The organism is Candidatus Methylomirabilota bacterium (assembly GCA_035936835.1).
Lineage (GTDB): Bacteria > Methylomirabilota > Methylomirabilia > Rokubacteriales > CSP1-6 > AR37.
Genome location: DASYVT010000107.1, coordinates 1 through 18,882, shown reverse-complemented (window position 1 = coordinate 18,882; position 18,882 = coordinate 1). Strand labels below are relative to the sequence as shown.

The following is an 18,882-nucleotide window of genomic DNA, read 5'->3' as shown; positions in this document are numbered from 1 at the left end:
GCTGACCGCGCATGCGATGTCGGACGACCGCGCGAAGGCCCTGGCCGCCGGATGCGATGACTTCGACACCAAGCCGATCGACCTGGCGCGGCTCCTGGAGAAGATCGAAGCGCTCCTCGGGAGCCGCCCGACACCGTGACGGAGAATCCGACCGCGGCGGCGCACCTCCGGCACCAGCTGCGCACTCCGCTGAACCACATCATCGGGTATACGGAGATGCTGCTCGAGGACGTGGAGGGCGCCCGGCCGGAGCTCGTCGCCGACCTTCGCGGCATTCACTCGGCCGCGCACCGGCTGCTCGTCCTGGTCAATGAGTTTCTGGAGTCGCCCAAGGGAGTGGCCGGAGCGGTCGATCCGGCGGGATTGACGGCGCCGTTCACGGCTGCGATCGACCTGATCATCGCGTCGGCGGAGCGGGTGGCGAAGCATGCGGGCGGGACGGCCCTCCGATCGGATCTCGCGAGGATCTGTTCGGCGGCGGAGCAGCTGCTGGGCGTGATCCACCACAGCGTCGGCGCGCCGGCCGGATCCGGCGCCGCGCGGTCCGACGCGCCCGGCGAGGCGTCCCCGGATGTCGCGGGGGAGCCGCCCGGCGCCGCCGCCGGCGCCGCGATTCTCGTGGTGGATGACAACGACGGGAACCGGGACATGCTGGCCCGGCGGCTCGCCCGCCAGGGCTATCGAGTCGAGATGGCGGCTGGCGGCGCCGAAGCGCTCGGCATCCTGGCGACGACCGCCGTCGATCTGGTCCTGCTGGACGTGATGATGCCGGAGATGGACGGCGTCGAAGTGCTCCGCCGGCTGAAGTCCCACGCCGAGTGGCGTGACCTGCCGGTTCTCATGATCTCCGCGCTGGACGAGATCGACAGCGTCGTGCGCTGCATCGAGCTCGGCGCCGAAGACTATCTGGCGAAGCCCTTCGATCCCGTGCTCCTCAGGGCCCGCATTGGAGCGTGCCTGGAGAAGAAGCGGCTCCGGGACCAGGAGGCGCGCCATCTCGAGGCGCTCGCCGAGTGGAACCGGAAGCTCGAGGAGCGGGTGCAGGCGGAGGTGGCGAAAGTCGAGCGCCTGGGCCGGCTCAGGCGGTTCGTGTCGCCGCAGCTCGCCGAGCTGATCGTCGCCGGAGGCGCGGACGATCCGCTCAGAACCCACCGCCGCGAGGTCACGGTCATATTTCTCGACCTGCGCGGGTTCACGGCGTTCACCGAGACGGCCGAGCCCGAGGAGCTCATGGCGGTGCTCCACGAATACCATGCCCACATGGGCAAGCTTATCCTCGAGCACGGGGGGACCCTCGAGCGGTTCACCGGGGACGGGATGATGATCTTTTTCAACGACCCCGTGCTGGTGGACAACCCGGCTGAGAAAGCGGTGCGCATGGCCGTGGCGATGCGCGAGCGGGTGACCGAGCTGGTGACCGCGTGGCGGAAGCGCGGCTTCGGCCTCGACCTGGGGATCGGCATTGCCCACGGCTTCGCTACCATCGGCGCCATCGGATTCGAGGGCCGGATGGACTACACGGCCATCGGCACGGTGACCAATCTGGCGGCGCGGTTGTGCGGCGAGGCTAAGCCGGGCCAGATCCTGGTCTCGCAGCGTGTTGCTGGAGCTGTCGAAGACACGGCGGACGTCGAGCCCATCGGAGACATTGCCCTCAAAGGTTTTCAACGTCCGGTCAAGGCGTTCAGCATCCTCGGGCTGAAACCGTGACCGGCACACGCGCGGCACGCGCCTGAGATTGTGAACTGGAGGAGCCGATGGACCGCAAGCGGGTAGCCATCCTGGTCTTTCCAAACGTGGAAGTCCTCGACTTCTGCGGGCCGTTCGAAGTCTTTTCGGTGACGCGGCTCAACGAGGCCGCGCGCCGCGAGGAGCCGTCGCCGTTCGAGGTGCTGCTGGTGGCGGAGACGGAGGACACAGTGGTGGCTACGGGCGGGTTAAAGGTCATCCCCGACGTCACGCTCGAGACCTGCCCGCCGCTCGACATCCTCGTGGTGCCCGGCGGCTGGGGCACGCGCGCTGAGATCAAGAACACGCGTCTGCTGGAGTGGATTGGGGACCGCGGGCGAAAGGTCGAGACGCTCACCTCGGTCTGCACGGGCTCGATGCTGCTGGGGCAGGCCGGGCTGCTGGACGGTCGCCGCGCCACGACGCACTGGCGCTCGCTGGGCTGGATGCGCGACTCCTTCCCGGCCGTGACGGTCGAGGAGAAGCTCCACGTGGTGGAGGACGGCAACGTCGTCACGTCGGCCGGCATCTCGGCCGGCATCGACATGGCGCTCCGCGTGGTCATCCGCTACTTCGGTGAGGCCGTCGGCCGTGCGACGGCGCGCCACATGGAGTACCCGTTCCCGGACGACAATCGCCGGCGGGTCTGAGCTCCGCGCTTGGGAGTCTGCTAAACCGTCACGTACGACAGGCGTTTTGCCTTGTCCATGTTCGTGCCCTCGATGCGGATGAGCCGCGTCGAGCCTTCGCGTCGCGGCGAGTGGACCTCACCCTCGTTGTAGACCTTCGCCATGCCCAGCTTGAGCGGGTAGGCCCTGACGTGGCGGACTTTCCCCGGCTTGTTCTCGGAGGCGGGCTCGACGATGGCCCAGTCGCTCATCACGGTCTCGCCGCGCGCCTGGCCGTAGATCGCCCAGGACGGCCCGTGATCGTGCGGCTGGCTCTCCTTTGCCCCGTTGTAGACGTGGGCGAGGATGCAGAAGCCGAGCTTCGGGTCTTCGTACAGGATCTTCCGCTCCGGCACGTCGTCGCCGAGATGCGCGGCGACGAAGGCCTCGTCCTGGAGGACATCCTGGACGAGCGCGCACACCTTCATGCGCCCCTCGGGACTGGGATCCTCCGTGAGGATGCGGTGACACGCGTCGGCGAACTGCTCGAGGCTGTAGCCCATTGATCGAACCTCCTCGCTATTTGATACTCTCTTCCGGCCCGCTCCGCAACGGGCACATCTCATGCGCCTGCGCTTCTTCTACGGCTGGGTCGTCGTGGCGGTCGTCTTCGTCACCATGGGCGTGGGCGTCAACGCGCGTACCGCCTTCTCGCTGTTCTTCCCGCCCATCCTCGACGAGTTCGGCTGGGATCGCGGCGTGACGGCCGGTGCCTTCTCGTTTGGCTTCCTCGTCTCAGCGGTCCTGAGCCCGACGCTCGGCCGGCTGATGGACCGCCGCGGTCCGCGGATGGTCATGGAGATAGGCGCGGGCCTCATGGCGTCTGGGTTGATGCTGGCCACGCTGGTGCGCCAGCCGTGGCACCTCTACCTCACGCTGGGCGTGCTGGTCGTCGGCGGCAGCGTCTGCCTGGGCTACACGGGGCAGGCGCTCTTCCTCCCCAACTGGTTTGTCCGCCGGCGGGGGCTCGCCATGAGCCTGGCTTTCTCCGGCGTGGGCGTGGGGTCCATCATCCTGCTGCCCTGGCTGCAGACGTTGATCGGGCGCTCCGGCTGGCGCGCGGCGTGCTGGGCTATGGCCATCCTGGTGCTGGCGCTCCTCGTGCCGCTAAACCTGCTGCTCAAGCGCCGGCCCCAGGACATCGGGCTCGAGCCGGACGGCGACGCGTCATCGCATGAGACCACCGCCACGCAGGCGGCCAACATCGTGGACCCGGCGTGGGCGGCCGTGGACTGGACGCTCGGTCGCGCCGCGCGCACGTCGCGCTTCTGGTGGCTCGCGGTCGGCTACTTCGGCGGCCTCTTCGCCTGGTACGCGGTACAGGTGCACCAGACGAAGTACTTGATCGAGATCGGCTGGAGCCCCACGTACGCGGCATGGGCGCTCGGCTTCGTCAGCCTGGTGGCTATCCCGGGCCAGATCGCCCTCGGCCATCTCTCGGATCGAATCGGGCGCGAGTGGGTGTGGACGGTGGGCAGTCTCGGTTTCGCCATCTGCTACCTGGCACTGATCCTCATGCGTGAGACGCCGACGCCGACCTTGCTCTGGCTCATGGTCGTGTCACAGGGCGCGCTCGGCTATGGGCTCACGTCGGTCGTCGGCGCCATCCCGGCCGAGATCTTCCAGGGGCGGCACTACGGCGGCATATTCGGCACGCTGATGCTGTCCGCGATCGCGGGCGGGGCCGCCGGTCCCTGGGTAACGGGCGCCCTGTACGACGCGACCGGCAGCTACACGCCGGCCTTCTGGATCGCGATCGGCTGCAGCGTGGTCTCGGCCGTGGCCATCTGGCTCGCCGCCCCGCGCAAGGTGCGCGCCGTCGCGGGCCGCGTGCACCGGATCCGCTAAACTCCGCAGGCGGCCGAGAAGGGTCCAGATGCGAGGCGGCGCCCGAAGGGCCGCACGCGAGGCGTACTCCTGTACGTTGAGCGTGCGGTCGAGGGCGCCAACGAAGCAGATGGGCCCTTATCGGCCGCCTGCTACCCGCCAGGCGTCGATGATCGCCCAGAGCCAGATGGCCAGCAGGGCCGCGAGCAGAAGCATGAGCGTCGCGCTCGGTTGAGCCAGCGCCAGCAGATCGGTGGGTGTTGCCCGGCCGACGAGCCAGCTCAGGACAGCGCCCGGGATGATGAACAGCACGCCCTTGAGGTATTCGCGGTTGTAGAGCTGGCCGAGCCCGGGGAAGATCCCGGAGAGGATGAAGCCCACGATCTGCCGTCGCCGCGCGCGTGGATCGCTCATGTCATCGGCGATATTGAATCACGGCGCCTTCCCGGAGTCACGTCCCGGCGCCGGCGAGCCCGGACTCTGGTATTGTCGCCCCCATGACCAGAGGGCCTTCGAGAGGGCCGCTGAGCAGCGACGCGCCGACGGGCGCGTGTCTCGAGCCCGCCGAGTTCGTGGACAGCGACGCGCCGACCATCGTCGCCTTCGCGCGGCAGGCCTGCGAGGGCGCGACGGACCCCGTCACCAAGGCGGTGCGCCTGTACTACGCGATCAGGGACGGCATCGTGTACACGCCTTACTGCGACTTTAAGTCTCCTGAGACCTTCAGGGCCAGCGCGTGCCTCGCGAGGGGATCGGGATTCTGCGTGGCGAAGGCCGCGCTCCTCGCCGCGGCCGCGCGGGCCTCCGGCATCCCCGCGCGCGTGGGCTTTGCCGACGTGCGCAACCACCTGACCACACCGAGACTGCGTCAGCTCATGGGCACGGACCTCTTCTACTATCACGGCTATACGGAGCTGTACCTCGACGGCAAGTGGGTCAAGGCGACACCGGCTTTCGATCGCGGCCTCTGCGACAAGTTCGGCGTCCGCCCGCTCGAGTTCGACGGGCGGGAGGACTCGCTGTTCCATCCCCACGACGTCAGCGGTCGGCGCCACATGGAGTACGTCCGCGACCGGGGGTCGGCCGTCGACGTCCCGGTCGCCGACATCCTCGAGACCTTCAACCGCTGCTATCCGCAGCTGACTGCGGGAGCCCCCGCACCTTCGGCGACCCAGTTCAGACGGGAAGCTTCGCCGATCCAGGCCGACCCGAAAGAGTGACATCCCTCAAGCCCGCAAGGAGGCACGATATGATCCGAAAAGTACGGGGCGGATATCGGGTAGTCTCGGAGTCTGGAAGGAACATGGGCACGTACCGGACGAAGGCGGAGGCAGAGAAGCGCCTCCGGCAGGTCGAGATGTTCAAACACATGCGCCGGAAACGGTAGGGGGGCCGGGCGATGAACATTTTCAAGGCCATGGCGGTCAGGAGCCTCGAGGAGGCGACGCAGGCGATCCCCGTGATCGATTTCCTGCCGGCGTTCCGGAGCGAGCCCGGTGGGCTCGATGCCGTCGCGCGGGAGGTCCGCCGCGCCTGCGAGAGCGTCGGGTTCTTCTACCTGGCCGGCCACGGCGCGCCGCAGGATGTCATCGACGCCGCTTTCGCGGCCTCGCGCGAGTTCCACGCGATGCCGCTCGAAGACAAGATGCGTCTCAAGATCAACGAGAACAACATCGGCTACCTGCCCGTGAACGAGAGCATGCAGCGCGCCTCAACCGTTCACAAGGCCACCCGGCCCAACTACAACGAGAGCTTCTTCATCAGCCACGACCGGGGCGCCGATCACCCGGACGTCGTGGCGGGCACGCCGCTCCGCGGGCGCAACCAGTGGCCCCAGGGCCACGAGCGGGTGCGCGCCGCGATGGTCAGGTACTTCAAGACCCTTGAGGGCGTGGGCGAGCGGATGCTGCCCGTCTTGGCAAGGTCGCTCGACATGCCGGTCGGCTACTTTCGGCCGTTCTTCGAGAACGAGGCGCACATCAACCTGCGCTTCCTGCACTACCCGCCACAGGATACGGAAGACCCCGAGCAGTTCGGCCAGGGGCCCCACACCGACAACTCGTTCATCACGATGCTCGCGCGGCTGGACGTGCCGGGCCTGGCGGTGCGGCTGCCGAGCGGCGAGTGGCTCGCCCCGCCGGTGATCCCGGGGACCCTACTCGTGAACCTCGGCAACGTGATGAAGCGCTGGTCCAACGACCGCTTTCTCTCGACGCCCCACGGCGTGCTGAACGATTCCGGCGCCGACCGCTACTCGATCGCGTTCTTCTACAGCCCGAACAAGGATGCCGTGGTCGAGTGCCTGCCGAGCTGCACGGGGCCCGACAACCCGCCGCGGTACCCGCCGGCCGTGTACCGCGACCTCGTCCTCGCGTTCTACAACGCCAACTATTTTCACCGCGAAGGGTACGTCGCGGAGGGAGCGTGATGAAGATCATCCGGCTCTACGTGGACGAGAAGGGCGAGTCTCATTTCCAGGACGTCGAAGTCCAGTTCCAGGAGCCGACCCACTCCGGGCGCGTGTCGGCGCGGCTGCCGGCCACTGGGATCATCTTCCGCGAGGTGCCGGCCGAATATAACCTCGACTGGCACGCCGCCCCGCGGCGCCAGTACATCATCAACCTCGACGCGGGCGTGCAGCTGACCGCGAGCGACGGCGAGACGCGCCGGATCGGCGCCGGCGAAGTCGTCCTCGTCGAGGACACCTGGGGCAAGGGCCATCTCTCGAAGGCGCTCGAAGCCAAGATCCGCCACTGCATCTTCGTCCCAATCGACTGAGGCACAAGGAGCCCTGCATGCCGGACTCGGAAGCGTACCGGAAGGGAAGCGAGATGCGCCGCAAGCTCTTGGGTGACGCCTACGTCGAGCGGGCGAACAAGACGACGTACGACGATCCCACGACGCGCAAGTTCATCGACGTCGTGACGGAGACGGTCTTCGGGACGCTGTGGACGCGGCCGGGCCTCGACCTCAAGACCCGCACGCTGGTCTGCGTGGTGTCGGATGCCGCGACGGGGCAGGCGCCCGAGCTGGCCATCCACCTGCGCATGGCGCTTCGCCAGGGCTGGACCGAGGATGAGCTGACGGAAGTGCTCCTCCATCTGTCGGGCTACGTGGGCGCGCCGCTCGTCCGGGAAGCCTTCCTCGTCGCCAAGCAACTCTTCGCCGAGGTCAAGGCGGGGAACTGAGCGGAGGCCGGCGGACGTCTCAGCCCAGCCGCGTGTAGGCGGCGCCGAGCAGGAAGACCAGCGGCGGCAGGCCCTGGATGAGCGCGCCCCGCATCATCTGGGGCGACGACGCGGCAAGGACCACGGCCGCCGCCAGCATGGACGCGCAGTTCCATGCGACCAGGATCATCCCGGCTTGGCGATGTCCCGCCGCGATGAGAGCCAGACCGCCGAAGGCGCCCGCAGCAAGGAACAGGTTGTAGAAGCCCTGGTTGAAGGCGAGGCTCTTGGTCGTCTGCGCCTGCGTCTCCGTGCTGCGGAAGCGGCGGTACACCGCCGGCTTTGTCCACCACAGGCTCTCCATGCAGAAGAACAGGACATGGATGAGCCCCGCGAGCGCGGCGGCGACCCACATGACGGCGACCATGGTCACGCGGGCAGGCGATCGTACATCTGGTGCACGTCGGCTCCGTGGAAGCGCGCCACGTGGTTGGTCGGGGGCAGCGCCTCCGTGTAGAAGAACGCGGGCAGCTCGTCGTCCTTCTCGGTGAAGCCGGCCTGGCGGTTGAACTCCTTCTCCAGGCGCAGCGCGTCGCGGCCCAGGGCTTCGAAGAAGTCAGGCGTGAGAGTGGTGCCGTGAGCGGCGTTGATGGCGTTGGTCAACCACTCGGTGTTCGGGTTGGTCACGCTCATGCCGAAAATGCAGAGGCCCAGCGAGTCATTGGCGGCCACGCGCGTCTGGTGCAAAAGGCTCTGGCTCAGGAGCGATTCGAGGTCCATCTCCCGCGTCTTCAGACGCGGGAGGTTGCCGGACGTGTGGTCGGCGCCCTGCGCGGTCGCCATCATCGAGATGCCCGTGGCCTCGACCACGCGGGGATCGTACGCGCTGATGGCCTGCTTCTTGATGACCGGCACGCGGCTGACCTTGTAGTGCTCCCCTACGCGCGCCGTGCCCTGCGCCCACAGGCGCCCCTTCTCGGTGCCCTTGCGGATCTCGACGAGGCAGTCGGCCATGAATTTCACGTCGCCGAACACGCCGAGCCCCGCCTCCATGAGGACCGCCAGGGTGGCGCCGAGCTCGATCGTGTCCACGCCGAGATCGTTGGCGACGTAGTTGAGCTGGGCGAGGTCATCAGGATCGCTGATACCGCAGTTGGTGCCGAGAAGCCCCAGCGTTTCGTACTCGACAGGCGAGACCACTTCCTTGCCGTTGGCGTCGTGGTACACGTTGCTGCACTGGATGACGCAGCCGGGCATGCAGGCATGCGTCTGCTCGCCGCCGCGCGACGTGTTGAGCTGGCCGATGTAGTCGCCGCCCATCTTGAACTTCTCGCCGGCGGAGACGTCGGCCAGCCGCCCCGCGCTGAAGTTGCGCACCGGCAGGCCGCCCATCTGGTTCTGGACGTCGGCCATGCCCATGGTGCCGACCTTGGCGTAGAAGTTCTGGACGATGCCGTCGGCCAGCAGCATCTTGGCGTATTCCTTGATGCTGGCATTGACCTTCTTGGGCTCGTGGAAGGGCGGGATCTTGTCGAGGTCCACCACGATGGCCTTGACCTTCTTCGATCCCATCACCGCGCCGACACCGCCGCGCGCCGCCAGCCGCGCCGGACGGCCGTCCTTGTCGCTGAAGGCGATGCCGCCCAGCAGGCCCTGGTACTCGCCGACGGGGCCGCAGAGCGCGATCGTGACCTTCTTGCCGTACTTGGCGTGGAGCATGTCGTTCGCTTCGAAGTTGCCCTTGCCCAGGTACGGCGCGGCGTCGTCGAACCCGATGCTGCCGTCCTTCCTGAAGTGGATGACCACCCAGCTCTGCGACGCGCCGAGGAGCGTAAACCCGGCGATCTTCAGTTGGCCGAGGCCGTAACTGAACGTGCCGCCGCCGTTGGCCTCCTTGACGCCGCCGGTCAGCGGGCTCTTGCAGCCGACGCTCGTGCGGTTGGCGTTGGAGAAGCTCGTGCCGGCGAAGGGGCCGGCCGAGAAGATGAGCGGGTTTTGCGGTGACAGCGGATCCACAGTGGCCGCGCCGAGGCCGAGGAGGGTCTTGGCGATGAGATAGCGGCCGGCCTTGACTACGGCCTCGCCCTCGAGCTCTCGCTTCTCGATGGTGCGGTCGTCCAGCTGGATGTCGTAGTACGTGCGCATCGTAAGCTCCTGTCCTACCGCCGGTTGTGGTTGTGATCCCTCGGTGACGTCGTCGCTCCGGATTATACGGCCGATGACGCGCAGGCTGAAGCCCATGGTTGGGCCCCGCCGGCTGGGTTTCCTGTATACTAGAAATCTCTTCGTGGAAGAGGCTGGCGGGCCTTAGCGCCCCGCCACCCACCCAGGACCTCGCTAGCGGTTCCCCGGACGTACTGTCCGCGCGACCGAGCTGCACCTCCTGTTTCCGCTCGAGCGCGCTGCCGTCGACAAAGGGAGCTCACATGGCCGCAGTGCCTGCGTCTCTACCTGCAGTACCGGTCATCGACAAGCGGTGTCCCGACCGGGTCGAGGTCGATCCGGCGGAGCAGATCATTTCAGCGGTCCAGGTCAAGGCGTGGGTCGCTCATCTGCGATCCCACGGCTGGACGGAGAAGGACCTGGGTCTCGTCTGGCTCAGCCGGGCCAGGCAGGGCGTGACCCGCTAGACCTTTCATGCTCACGGAGGAATGAGATGGACCCGCAAGCGAAGACGCAGTTCGTCCAGATCGCCGTGGCGATGGCCCCCCAGCAGGCGAACCTGATCTATGCCCTCGACGACGCGGGTGGGGTGTGGTTCTACCGTGACACGAAGAAGAAGTGGGTGCGCGTGCCCGCGGACCGCGAAGAGTAGCGCGAAGAAGTAGCCCTCCCGCACGTGCTAAGATTTCGCCCTCTCGACCGAGGACAGTGAACCACGTCGAATCATCCGTAGCGCGTCCGGCCCGGCGGGGCCCGACGGGAGGTCCTGATCATGACCGGCAAGGCAATATCGGCCGACAGCCACATGGACCTGACCTTCCTGCCTCCGGACACCTTCATCTCTCGCGTGCCGGCGCAATTTCGTGAGCGGGCGCCGCGAGTGGTCGACCGCGACGGCGCCAAGTACTGGATGACCGGCGGCGACGAGCTCGGGCGCTACGGCTACTACGGCCCCGGGTTGACCGGGGGGAAGCGCGGCAAGATTCTCGCGGACAACGGCTTCACGTCCGGCCACACGCGCCCCTCGGACACGGTGGCGCGGCGCCAGGACCAGGAGCGCGACGGCGTCGAGGCCGAGATCATCTACGGCATCATCGGCATCTCCCGGCGCCTCTTCGGCGTGGGGATCAGCGACCCCGAGCTGCTCACGGCGGTGTACCGCGCATACAACGACTGGATCGCGGAGTTCGGCCGCTCGGCCCCCGGGCGCTACTTCGGGCTCGGCTGCCTGCCGAACCACGATGCCCAAGCCGCGGCCGCCGAGGCGCGGCGCTGCGCCGAGCTCGGCCTTCGCGGCGCGGTCTTCGTGCCGTGGGGATGCAAGTTCCCCGTGTGGCACGAGATGTGGGAGCCGATGTGGACGGCCGCCGAAGAGGCCGACCTCGTCATCTCCTTCCACGTCTTCGAGGGCGGCGGCGCCACCGTGGGCTACGAGATCCAGGGCATCAAGAACCCGGCCTGCACGGGCGCATGGGTCGTGGTCGCGCCCGGCCAGATGGACGAGATCCTGGCGTCCGTGATCCTCTCGGGCGTGTGCGAGCGTCACCCGCGCCTCCGCCTCGTCCTGGGCGAGAGCGGCATTGGGTGGCTGCCCTATCTCCTCGAGCGCATGGACGACACGTACGAGGAGCGCCTGGCCGACGACCTCAAGCTGTCGCTGCCGCCCAGCGCGTACTTCAAGCGGCAGATCTACGCCACCTTTCAGAAGGATTTCCACGGCGTGCGGGCCATGGCCGAGATCGCGCCCGACAACGTGATGTGGGGCTCGGACTACCCGCACCGCGACGGCACGTGGCCGTTCTCGCAGAAAGCCATAGACGAGCAGTTCCGCGGCATCGACGAGGGCGTCAAACGAAAGATGCTCTGGGACAACGTCCGCCGCGTCTACCGGATTACGCCCTAGCTGGATCCTCGCGGTCGCCTTGTGGCGTCGATGTCTGTCCGCGCTACGCGGGCTTGCCGGAGAGCTTTCCCAATTCGAACCGCTTCGCGGGCTGCTTCGATGACCACTCCCAGTGCATGACCTGCTCCACCAGGAGCCACAGGGGAAGAGCGAGCGCCACCAGATAACCCATCACCGTTTCCAGTTCCATAGCCCGTTCCCTCCGTTCGTATTCCAGCCCGTTGCCGCTCCGACGACTCAATCTTGCTGTCTGTCAGGCAGGAGCTATGCCAGCCTGGGAGGACTGTAGAATCGGGCACTTGCATAAACCAGGAGTGGCGGGTGCTGAAACGCTGCCCGTATCCGGAAGGCACTCGCCGGGAGTTATGCCCGCGAGGTGAGCGAGTGCACAGGACGGCGTCTGCCTTGGAACGGGAGGCAGGCGGTTGTGCTGTAAATACATTAGCCGTATGTAAAAATAGTTTCTTGACTTTGCCGATCGATAATTGTAAGTTACCACCCTATGCCCGCCATTAAGGACGGCTTAGTCGAGGTTCCCGCTCACGGTGGCCGGTTGGTCGACCGGGTCCTGCGTGACGCCGCGCTGACGGATGCGCGTGACCGCACCCGGACGCTCACGCGGATCGCGCTCAACGCCCGTACAATGTCCGACGTCGAGCTGCTCGCTGTCGGCGCCTACAGTCCGCTCGAAGGCTTCATGGGCGAGGCCGACTATCGCGGCGTTCTCCGCGACATGCGTCTGGCGAACGGGCTGCCGTGGACGGTGCCCATCACGCTCGCCGTTCGCAAGGCCGCGGCCGACGCCCTGCGCGAGGGTGAGGACGTCGCGCTCGTCACGCCGTGGGAAGAACCGATCGCGATCCTCCGCCTCGAGGAGCGCTTTCCCTACGACGGCCGCGAGGAAGCGCGCCTCGTCTACGGCACCGACGACGCGCGACATCCCGGCGCCGCCTACCAGCTGAACCGCGGCGATGTGCTCCTCGCGGGCAAGGTTGATCTGCTCGCGCGGCCGCCTCTTCGAGGCTTCGAGCCGTACCGCTTGGATCCCGCGGACGCCCGCGCGCGCTTCCGCGAGCTGGACTGGCGGACCGTGATCGGCTTCCAGAGCCAGCAGCCGATGCACCGCGCGCATGAATACATCCAGAAGTGCGCGCTGGAGCCCCTCGACGGCCTCTTCATCCACCCGCTCGTGGGCCAGACCAAGCTCGACGAGCTGCCGTCGCAGGTGCGCGTCCGCTGCTCTCAAGTCCTGGTGGAGCAGTACTACCCGCGGGACCGCGTCGTTCTCGCCGTCTTCCCGGGCGCGATGCGCTATGCCGGCGCCCGCGAGACCGTCTTCCACGCCCTCGTCCGGAAGAACTACGGATGCACGCATTTCATCGTCGGACGCGAGTACGCTGCCGTCGAGCATGACTTCACGCCGATCGGCGTCGACGAGGCCTTCCGCGCCTTCGCGCCGGACGAGTTGGGCATCACGCCGCTCTTCTTCGATGAGACCTTCTACTGCCGGCGCTGCGAGGCCCTGACCTCGCCCAAGACCTGCCCCCACGGACCGCAGGACCGCATGGGGCTGAGCGGCGCGGTGGTACGCGAGCTGCTCGGCCGCGGCGAGCTCGTCCCCACGGAATTCGCCCGTCCCGAGGTCGCGGAGATCCTCCGCAACTGGGTGCGAGGGACGGACGTCGCCGCCGCGCCGGCCGCGGTGCCTGCCGAGGCGCCGCCCGCTTTGCCTGTGACGCCGCCAGCGCCCGCGGCCCCAAAGGAGACGAAGGCCCAGCGGGCGGAGCGTCTCAAGCGCGAGATCAATCCCTGGGAGCACCTCGAGGAGATCCGCCGCTTCGCGCGCGAGGGCTATCAATCGATACCGGCCGCGTGGCTCAACACGTACTTCCGCTGGTGGGGCGTCTACACGCAGGGCGACGGCATCGGGGCGGTCGGCGGCAAAGGGGGCGAGGGCAAGGCCGTGCCCTACTTCATGGTCCGGATCCGCATCCCGAACGGCCAGCTCTTCTCGCACCAGCTTCGCGTGATCGCCGGCTTCGCCGAGCGCAGCGCCCGCGGCGTGGCTGACATCACCGTGCGCGAGAACATCCAGCTCCACTGGATGCCGGTCGAGGTGATGCCTGACCTGCTCGAGAGCCTCTGGCGGGTGGGGCTCACCACGATGGGCACCTGCGGTGACGTCACCCGCAACATCACGGGCTGCCCGCTGGCGGGCGTGGACGCTGACGAGATGATCGACGCCGGGCCGCTGGTCCAGGCCGTCAACCGGATGCTCAATGGCAACCCCGACTTCTACAACGCGCCCCGCAAGTACAAGATCACGATCACGGGCTGCAAGGCCTGGTGCTCGTATCCCGAAATCAACGACGTCGGGCTGACGCCCGTGCGCCACCCGGCGACCGGCGAAGTGGGATTCGCCGTCCGCGTGGCCGGCGGGCTCTCGACCCAGCCGCACCTCGCCGTGCCCCTCGACGCGTTCATCCATGCGGCGCAGGTGCTGCCCGTTGTCCGCGGGATCACCGAGATCTTTCTCGGGAGCGACGTGCTTCGCCACGACCGCGAGAAAGCGCGGCTGAAGTTCCTCTTCCTCCAGCACGGCTGGACTGCCGAGCGTTTCAAGTCCGAGCTCGAGCGGCGCATCGGCTTCTCGCTCGATCCCGGCGTGTTCGCCGAGCCGCCGGACGACGTGTACCGGGACCACGTCGGCATTCATCCGCAGAAGCAGGCGGGCTACGTCTACGCGGGGATCTCGGTGCTGCGCGGCCGCCTGACCGTCGACCAGATGCGCGCCGTCGCCGACCTCGCCGACCGCTACGGCAGCGGCGAGCTGCGCACGACCACGATGCAGAACCTCGTGATCCTCAACGTGCGTCAGGAGCGCGCCGCCGAGCTGGCCCGCGAGCTCGCCGCGGCGGGATTCAAGGTCGAGGCCTCGCCCTTCTGGCGCGGCACCGTCGCGTGCACGGGGACGGAGTTCTGCAAGCTCGCGCTCACCGAGACCAAGGGGTTTGCGCGGTGGCTCGTGGAGGAGATGGAGACGCGGATGCCGGGCTTCGACCAGCACCTCAAGATCAACGTCACCGGCTGCCCGAATAGCTGCGGCCAGCACTGGATCGCGGACATCGGGATCGAGGGCAAGAAGACGAAGGTCGAGGGGACGATGGTCGACGCCTATTACTTCTGCGTCGGCGGCAGCCTGGGGAAGCACCAGCGCACCGCGCGGCCCATCGGCTATCGCGCCGCCGCGACCGAGGTTCCCGCCGCGATCGAGCGGCTGCTCAACGCGTATCTCGCCGAGCGGCGCGACGGGCAGACCTTCCGCGACTTCACTGCGCGCCACACCGACGAGGAGCTGCGCGAGCTGCTGGCCGGAGCACCGGTCGGGCCGGTCGCGCGCGACGCCTCTCCGGGTCGTCCGCCCCACGGCGTCGACGCCTAGAACGAAGCCCGCGTCGGGCCTCGGCGGCGGAGCCCGCCTCCGCCGTCGTTTGACAAGCGCCCCCTGGGCGAAGTAGGTTCTGCCCGCGATGACTATCAGCGGTAAGGCGTACATCGCCGGAATCTACGAGCATCCCACGCGCAAGGCCGACGACAAGTCGCTGGCGCAGCTCCACGCAGAAGTCGCGAAGGGCGCGCTGGAGGATGCCGGGCTCAGCAAGCGGGACGTCGACGGATATTTCTGCGCCGGCGACGCGCCCGGTCTCGGCCCGCTCTCCCTGGTGGACTACATGGGGCTCAAGGTGCGGCACGTCGACGCCACCGAGACCGGCGGCTCGTCCTACGTGCTCCACGTCGGGCACGCCGCCGAGGCGATCGCGGCGGGGAAATGCAGTGTGGCGCTGATCACGCTGGCCGGCCGGCCCCGCGCCGAGGGCATGGCGACGGGCACCGCGCCGCGCAACTACGGCGCCGCCGCACCCGACGTCCAGTTCGAGTACCCCTTCGGCCCCACGGTTGTGAACATGTACGCCATGTGCGCCATGCGCCACATGTACGAGTACGGGACGACGAGCCAGCAGCTCGCCTGGATCAAGGTGGCGGCGTCTCACCACGCCCAGCACAACCCGCATGCGTTGCTGCGCGACGTCGTGACCGTCGAGGAGGTCGTGGCCTCGCCCATGATCGCCGATCCGCTGCATCGTCTCGATTGCTGTGTGATCACCGACGGCGGCGGCGCGCTCGTGGTCGTGAGCCTCGACGTGGCCAAGCGGCTGTCGCGGCCGCGCGTCAAGGTCCGGGGCGCGGGCGAGGCGCCGAAGCACCAGATGGGCGGCAAGGTCGATCTCACGTACTCGGGCGCGGTGTGGTCGGGGCCGGCCGCCTTCGGCGAGGCCGCGGTCACCCCCGCCGACATCAAGTACGTGTCGATCTACGACAGCTTCACCATCACCGTGCTCATGACGCTCGAGGATCTCGGCTTCTGCGCCAAAGGGCAGGGCGGCAAGTTCGTGGCCGACGGCAACCTCATTTCGGGCACGGGCAAGCTGCCGTTCAACACCGACGGCGGCGGTCTCTGCAACAACCACCCGGCCAATCGCGGGGGCATGACGAAGGTGATCGAAGCCGTGCGACAGCTTCGCGGCGAGGCGCACCCGAAGGTCCAGGTGAAGAATTGTGGCCTCGCGCTGGCGCACGGCACCGGCGGCTCGCTCGGCACGCGACACGTCAGCGCCACGCTGATCATGGAGAGGGAGTAGGCGGTGGCCTCCGCCGAGCGGAAGTTTCCGGCCCCGCTGCCGAATCCCGAGACGAAGCCCTTCTGGGAGGCGGCGGGCGAGGGACGGCTGCTGCTCAAGCGTTGCCGGTCGTGCGGGGAGGTGCACTATTACCCTCGCGCGCACTGCCCGTTCTGCGGGAGCGGCGAGACGGAGTGGCAGCCGGCGTCCGGCGGCGGCACGATCTACTCCTACAGCGTGATGCGACGGGCGGAGGTGCCCTACGCCATCGCGTACGTGACGCTCGACGAGGGCGTGACGATGATGACCAACCTCGTCGACTGCGATCTCGACGCCATCCGGATCGGCCAGCGCGTCCGGCTCGTGTTCAAGCCCACCGAAGGTGGGCCGCCCGTACCGACCTTCACGCCTGATGAGTCTCGCGGAATCCGGTAGGATGCGGGCCCGGGCGCGGGGCCGCCACTTGCACCGACGATGGTTCGCCTGTCTTTCTGCTGCCTTGCTGCTCGGCGCGGCCGTGAGCTTCGCCGGCCCCGAGAAGGTCGCCTTCCCCGCCGGCTACACGGAGGGACGCCTCTACGCTAAGGTGGATCGTTCCGACAACAAAACGGTGCGCGAGGTCTACGCCAATGCCGCGGCGGTCCGGGAGGGTCAGGCCGGCCGTTGCCCAGCGGGAGCGTGCTGAGCATGGAGGTCTACCAGGCCAAGGTGGACGACAAGGGCGCGCTGCTGAGAGGGCCCGACGGCCGGCTCGTCAAGGGCAACTTGGTGGGGGTCTTCGTCATGGAGAAGGACGCGGGCTGGGGCGCCGAATACCCGGACAGCCTCCGGAACGGCGAGTGGGAGTACGCGCGGTTCGCCTCCGACGGCCAGCGGCAGAATGTGGACACCAAACCCTGCTTCGAGTGCCACAAGCCGGAGGGCGCGAAGGACTACGTCTTCACGCTCAACGAGCTCCGGTTTAGGGGAAAGTAAATCGGGGTCAGGTCTTGCATTCATACATTGCCCGCCGGACTTCGCTGCGGCGGGCGATCATCTGCCAGGACCTGATGTCGGATTGCAAGACCTGACCCCGACTGCTGCGAGAGCCAGCAACGCCTCAACGGGAGAGCCTGAGATGCCTGAGGCGAGCGGTATTCGAGCCCATCGATCAGCTTGGCTTCCCTCGCTTGCTGCGTTGTTCCTGCTGCTCGGCGCTCCTGCCGCCGCGCAGCCCACGTATGCGGAGCTTGGGTGCAGCCAGGAGCCCGGCAACCGGTTCTACTGGATCGAGCGGGCGTTCTGTGACCTCGAGATGGCCGGCCCCGACCGGGCGAACGGCATCATCATCTGGAACCACGGAATCTCGGGCACGAATCCGTCGTGGCGGGCGCCGGCGCCGCCGGCCTTCCGGCTGCTTCAGGCGCGTGGCTGGGACGTCATCATGCTGAAGCGTCACCACCTCGCGGAGACGATGCCGGGAGGCCCACTCAACCGGAGCGTCGAGCGGACGCAGCAGGAGGCCGCGGCTCAGCGGAAGTTTGGCTATCGCAAGGTGGTGCTGGCCGGTCAGTCGTTCGGCGGCTACGTCACGCTTGAAGCGATTGACACGTCGCCGGGCGTCTTCGCCGCGATCGCGCTCGCGCCGGGCGTGCGCCCGCGCGGCGCGGACGGCCGGTTCGACGCGACCACCGTCGAGCAGATCCTCCAGCACGCGCGGGTCGGACGGCTCGCGCTCGTGTTCCCGAAGAACGATGCGCTCTTCGGGGACAACGCTCGCGGCGAGCGGGCGCAGCCGATCCTCGCGCGCCGCGAGCTCCCCTATCTGATGATCGACGAGACCAGCGAGATCACCGGGCACGGCGGCGGCGCGAGCGGCCGCTTCGCGCTCCGCTACGGTCTGTGTCTCGCGGAATTTCTCGCGGCGGCGACGCTGCCCGCCGGCCGGTTCAGCTGTCCCACGCCCGGCGATGACTGGCAGGTCGTGCGTGAGCTGCTGATGCGACCCGGGGAGGAAGCGCCGAGCCTCGCCGTGGACCCGTCGACCCTCCCGGCGGCGCTCGTCTCGCTGATTGGTCTGCGCTGGGCGCTTCTCGGGGATTCGCTTGTGCTCGTCGCGCCCGTGGCCGATCCGCGCGGTGTCCGCCTCCTGTATCGCTCGAGCGGGAGCCCCGGCGGCGTCTACGAGCCGAAGATCGCCGGCGACTCGATCCAGGCGGTGCTGCCCAACAAATCGACTGTCGTATTGTCCCCGGCCGGCGGGGGCACGATCACGTGGACGTCGTCTGATCGCTCGGTGGTGCTGAAGGCTCCGTTGCGCCGCGGCGCGGAACGATAACGCCGGCGCGGCCCGCTCGTTCACGAATCACCGGCCCGAGAGTCTGGCGTGCTACGTGAGGCGCAGCGCTCCACCGCTCAGCACGAGCGCGCCGTCCTGGCCTCTCGCATCGAAGACAAAGCCCTTGCCCTCCCCAGCTTCGGCCATGCGCAGGGTGAAGTGCCCGGGCAGGGGCACCATGCCGGTGAAGCGCGCGCTCACTCCTCGCACCGCGCGGGGGTCGGCGTCCGCGTAGGCGAGGACTCGCGAGACGGCGAGGGCGAGGGTGGCGGTGCCGTGCAGGATGATGTCCGGGAGCCCGGCGGCGCGGGCGACGGCGACGTCGGTGTGGATCGGGTTCCAGATGCGCGCGCACTCCGTGTAGACGTGGGCGAGCCCGGCAGGCACCGCCACGGGCAGCTCGACGGCGCCTGCCGGCATCTCGAGTCCG

The 18,882-nt window shown here is 68.1% G+C and carries 23 protein-coding genes; 17 read left to right on the top strand and 6 right to left on the bottom strand.

Features of this window, described 5'->3' with window-relative positions; translation table 11 throughout:
* The 3 genes from VGV06_08590 to VGV06_08580 all read left to right on the top strand — a co-directional run.
* Positions 1 to 139, top strand: a 139-nt coding sequence (locus tag VGV06_08590) for a response regulator (protein HEV2055217.1), incomplete at its 5' end; no start/stop codon positions are given.
* Positions 136 to 1,710, top strand: a complete 1,575-nt coding sequence (locus VGV06_08585; GenBank protein ID HEV2055216.1) for a response regulator — start codon at positions 136 to 138, stop codon at positions 1,708 to 1,710. The genes VGV06_08590 and VGV06_08585, both read left to right, overlap by 4 nt.
* 47 nt (positions 1,711 to 1,757) lie before the next feature.
* A complete protein-coding gene (locus tag VGV06_08580) occupies positions 1,758 to 2,378 on the top strand; it encodes a DJ-1/PfpI family protein (GenBank protein HEV2055215.1) in 621 nt (206 codons plus the stop codon).
* 20 nt (positions 2,379 to 2,398) lie between these two features.
* Here VGV06_08580 and VGV06_08575 read toward each other — a convergent pair whose 3' ends face one another.
* Positions 2,399 to 2,899, bottom strand: a complete 501-nt coding sequence (locus tag VGV06_08575; GenBank protein ID HEV2055214.1) for a hypothetical protein — start codon at positions 2,897 to 2,899, stop codon at positions 2,399 to 2,401.
* 61 nt (positions 2,900 to 2,960) lie between these two features.
* On the opposite strand from VGV06_08575, the gene VGV06_08570 reads away from it, so the two are divergent.
* On the top strand, positions 2,961 to 4,244 hold the full coding sequence (locus tag VGV06_08570) for an MFS transporter (GenBank protein HEV2055213.1): 1,284 nt from the start codon (positions 2,961 to 2,963) through the stop codon (positions 4,242 to 4,244).
* A 117-nt stretch (positions 4,245 to 4,361) separates the two neighbouring features.
* On the opposite strand, the gene VGV06_08565 is transcribed toward VGV06_08570, so the two are convergent.
* Positions 4,362 to 4,637, bottom strand: a complete 276-nt coding sequence (locus tag VGV06_08565; protein ID HEV2055212.1) for a hypothetical protein — start codon at positions 4,635 to 4,637, stop codon at positions 4,362 to 4,364.
* 83 nt (positions 4,638 to 4,720) lie between these two features.
* Here VGV06_08565 and VGV06_08560 point away from each other — a divergent pair, with 83 nt between their 5' ends.
* The 4 genes from VGV06_08560 to VGV06_08545 all read left to right on the top strand — a co-directional run bounded on the left by VGV06_08560 (position 4,721) and on the right by VGV06_08545 (position 7,411).
* Positions 4,721 to 5,443: a transglutaminase-like domain-containing protein gene (locus VGV06_08560; protein HEV2055211.1), complete on the top strand. Its 723-nt coding sequence runs from the start codon at positions 4,721 to 4,723 to the stop codon at positions 5,441 to 5,443.
* Positions 5,444 to 5,622: 179 nt separating this feature from the next.
* Positions 5,623 to 6,651, top strand: a complete 1,029-nt coding sequence (locus tag VGV06_08555) for a 2-oxoglutarate and iron-dependent oxygenase domain-containing protein (GenBank protein HEV2055210.1) — start codon at positions 5,623 to 5,625, stop codon at positions 6,649 to 6,651.
* Positions 6,651 to 7,001: a hypothetical protein gene (locus VGV06_08550; protein HEV2055209.1), complete on the top strand. Its 351-nt coding sequence runs from the start codon at positions 6,651 to 6,653 to the stop codon at positions 6,999 to 7,001. Before VGV06_08555 ends, VGV06_08550 begins: the two co-directional genes overlap by 1 nt.
* A gap of 17 nt (positions 7,002 to 7,018) precedes the next feature.
* A complete protein-coding gene (locus VGV06_08545; GenBank protein HEV2055208.1) occupies positions 7,019 to 7,411 on the top strand; it encodes a carboxymuconolactone decarboxylase family protein in 393 nt (130 codons plus the stop codon).
* Between the two features lie 19 nt (positions 7,412 to 7,430).
* On the opposite strand, the gene VGV06_08540 is transcribed toward VGV06_08545, so the two are convergent.
* A complete protein-coding gene (locus VGV06_08540; protein HEV2055207.1) occupies positions 7,431 to 7,817 on the bottom strand; it encodes a DUF1304 domain-containing protein in 387 nt (128 codons plus the stop codon).
* A gap of 2 nt (positions 7,818 to 7,819) precedes the next feature.
* Positions 7,820 to 9,535, bottom strand: a complete 1,716-nt coding sequence (locus tag VGV06_08535; protein HEV2055206.1) for an aldehyde ferredoxin oxidoreductase C-terminal domain-containing protein — start codon at positions 9,533 to 9,535, stop codon at positions 7,820 to 7,822.
* A 281-nt stretch (positions 9,536 to 9,816) separates the two neighbouring features.
* Between VGV06_08535 and VGV06_08530 the strand changes: the two genes are divergently transcribed.
* From VGV06_08530 to VGV06_08520, 3 genes are all read left to right on the top strand, one after another.
* Positions 9,817 to 10,020, top strand: coding sequence for a hypothetical protein (locus VGV06_08530; GenBank protein HEV2055205.1), 204 nt, complete (start codon positions 9,817 to 9,819; stop codon positions 10,018 to 10,020).
* 26 nt (positions 10,021 to 10,046) lie between these two features.
* Positions 10,047 to 10,205, top strand: a complete 159-nt coding sequence (locus VGV06_08525; protein HEV2055204.1) for a hypothetical protein — start codon at positions 10,047 to 10,049, stop codon at positions 10,203 to 10,205.
* 120 nt (positions 10,206 to 10,325) lie between these two features.
* The gene (locus VGV06_08520) at positions 10,326 to 11,456 is read left to right on the top strand and encodes an amidohydrolase family protein (GenBank protein HEV2055203.1); all 1,131 of its coding nucleotides are present in this window, start codon (positions 10,326 to 10,328) and stop codon (positions 11,454 to 11,456) included.
* Between the two features lie 43 nt (positions 11,457 to 11,499).
* Here VGV06_08520 and VGV06_08515 read toward each other — a convergent pair whose 3' ends face one another.
* Positions 11,500 to 11,646: a hypothetical protein gene (locus VGV06_08515; protein HEV2055202.1), complete on the bottom strand. Its 147-nt coding sequence runs from the start codon at positions 11,644 to 11,646 to the stop codon at positions 11,500 to 11,502.
* Positions 11,647 to 11,958: 312 nt separating this feature from the next.
* Here VGV06_08515 and sat point away from each other — a divergent pair, with 312 nt between their 5' ends.
* The 6 genes from sat to VGV06_08485 all read left to right on the top strand — a co-directional run bounded on the left by sat (position 11,959) and on the right by VGV06_08485 (position 18,452).
* Positions 11,959 to 14,898, top strand: coding sequence for a sulfate adenylyltransferase (gene sat / locus VGV06_08510; protein ID HEV2055201.1), 2,940 nt, complete (start codon positions 11,959 to 11,961; stop codon positions 14,896 to 14,898).
* A gap of 88 nt (positions 14,899 to 14,986) precedes the next feature.
* The gene (locus VGV06_08505; protein HEV2055200.1) at positions 14,987 to 16,156 is read left to right on the top strand and encodes a thiolase domain-containing protein; all 1,170 of its coding nucleotides are present in this window, start codon (positions 14,987 to 14,989) and stop codon (positions 16,154 to 16,156) included.
* A 3-nt stretch (positions 16,157 to 16,159) separates the two neighbouring features.
* A complete protein-coding gene (locus tag VGV06_08500; GenBank protein HEV2055199.1) occupies positions 16,160 to 16,570 on the top strand; it encodes a Zn-ribbon domain-containing OB-fold protein in 411 nt (136 codons plus the stop codon).
* 82 nt (positions 16,571 to 16,652) lie between these two features.
* On the top strand, positions 16,653 to 16,820 hold the full coding sequence (locus VGV06_08495) for a hypothetical protein (GenBank protein HEV2055198.1): 168 nt from the start codon (positions 16,653 to 16,655) through the stop codon (positions 16,818 to 16,820).
* 2 nt (positions 16,821 to 16,822) lie between these two features.
* Positions 16,823 to 17,110: a cytochrome P460 family protein gene (locus tag VGV06_08490; protein ID HEV2055197.1), complete on the top strand. Its 288-nt coding sequence runs from the start codon at positions 16,823 to 16,825 to the stop codon at positions 17,108 to 17,110.
* 142 nt (positions 17,111 to 17,252) lie between these two features.
* On the top strand, positions 17,253 to 18,452 hold the full coding sequence (locus VGV06_08485) for an alpha/beta fold hydrolase (GenBank protein ID HEV2055196.1): 1,200 nt from the start codon (positions 17,253 to 17,255) through the stop codon (positions 18,450 to 18,452).
* Between the two features lie 51 nt (positions 18,453 to 18,503).
* On the opposite strand, the gene VGV06_08480 is transcribed toward VGV06_08485, so the two are convergent.
* A partial coding sequence (locus tag VGV06_08480) for a MaoC/PaaZ C-terminal domain-containing protein (GenBank protein ID HEV2055195.1) occupies positions 18,504 to 18,882 on the bottom strand: 379 nt, incomplete at its 5' end.

Coding starts and splice junctions, on each gene's coding strand:
- VGV06_08570 (HEV2055213.1), top strand. CDS start 2,961: ATGCGCCTGCGCTTCTTCTACGGCTGGGTCGTCGTGGCGGTCGTCTTC.
- VGV06_08535 (HEV2055206.1), bottom strand. CDS start 9,535: ATGCGCACGTACTACGACATCCAGCTGGACGACCGCACCATCGAGAAG.
- VGV06_08540 (HEV2055207.1), bottom strand. CDS start 7,817: ATGGTCGCCGTCATGTGGGTCGCCGCCGCGCTCGCGGGGCTCATCCAT.
- VGV06_08505 (HEV2055200.1), top strand. CDS start 14,987: ATGACTATCAGCGGTAAGGCGTACATCGCCGGAATCTACGAGCATCCC.
- VGV06_08560 (HEV2055211.1), top strand. CDS start 4,721: ATGACCAGAGGGCCTTCGAGAGGGCCGCTGAGCAGCGACGCGCCGACG.
- VGV06_08515 (HEV2055202.1), bottom strand. CDS start 11,646: ATGGAACTGGAAACGGTGATGGGTTATCTGGTGGCGCTCGCTCTTCCC.
- sat (HEV2055201.1), top strand. CDS start 11,959: ATGCCCGCCATTAAGGACGGCTTAGTCGAGGTTCCCGCTCACGGTGGC.
- VGV06_08490 (HEV2055197.1), top strand. CDS start 16,823: ATGGAGGTCTACCAGGCCAAGGTGGACGACAAGGGCGCGCTGCTGAGA.
- VGV06_08575 (HEV2055214.1), bottom strand. CDS start 2,899: ATGGGCTACAGCCTCGAGCAGTTCGCCGACGCGTGTCACCGCATCCTC.
- VGV06_08530 (HEV2055205.1), top strand. CDS start 9,817: ATGGCCGCAGTGCCTGCGTCTCTACCTGCAGTACCGGTCATCGACAAG.
- VGV06_08550 (HEV2055209.1), top strand. CDS start 6,651: ATGAAGATCATCCGGCTCTACGTGGACGAGAAGGGCGAGTCTCATTTC.
- VGV06_08545 (HEV2055208.1), top strand. CDS start 7,019: ATGCCGGACTCGGAAGCGTACCGGAAGGGAAGCGAGATGCGCCGCAAG.
- VGV06_08565 (HEV2055212.1), bottom strand. CDS start 4,637: ATGAGCGATCCACGCGCGCGGCGACGGCAGATCGTGGGCTTCATCCTC.
- VGV06_08525 (HEV2055204.1), top strand. CDS start 10,047: ATGGACCCGCAAGCGAAGACGCAGTTCGTCCAGATCGCCGTGGCGATG.
- VGV06_08520 (HEV2055203.1), top strand. CDS start 10,326: ATGACCGGCAAGGCAATATCGGCCGACAGCCACATGGACCTGACCTTC.
- VGV06_08580 (HEV2055215.1), top strand. CDS start 1,758: ATGGACCGCAAGCGGGTAGCCATCCTGGTCTTTCCAAACGTGGAAGTC.
- VGV06_08555 (HEV2055210.1), top strand. CDS start 5,623: ATGAACATTTTCAAGGCCATGGCGGTCAGGAGCCTCGAGGAGGCGACG.
- VGV06_08485 (HEV2055196.1), top strand. CDS start 17,253: ATGCCTGAGGCGAGCGGTATTCGAGCCCATCGATCAGCTTGGCTTCCC.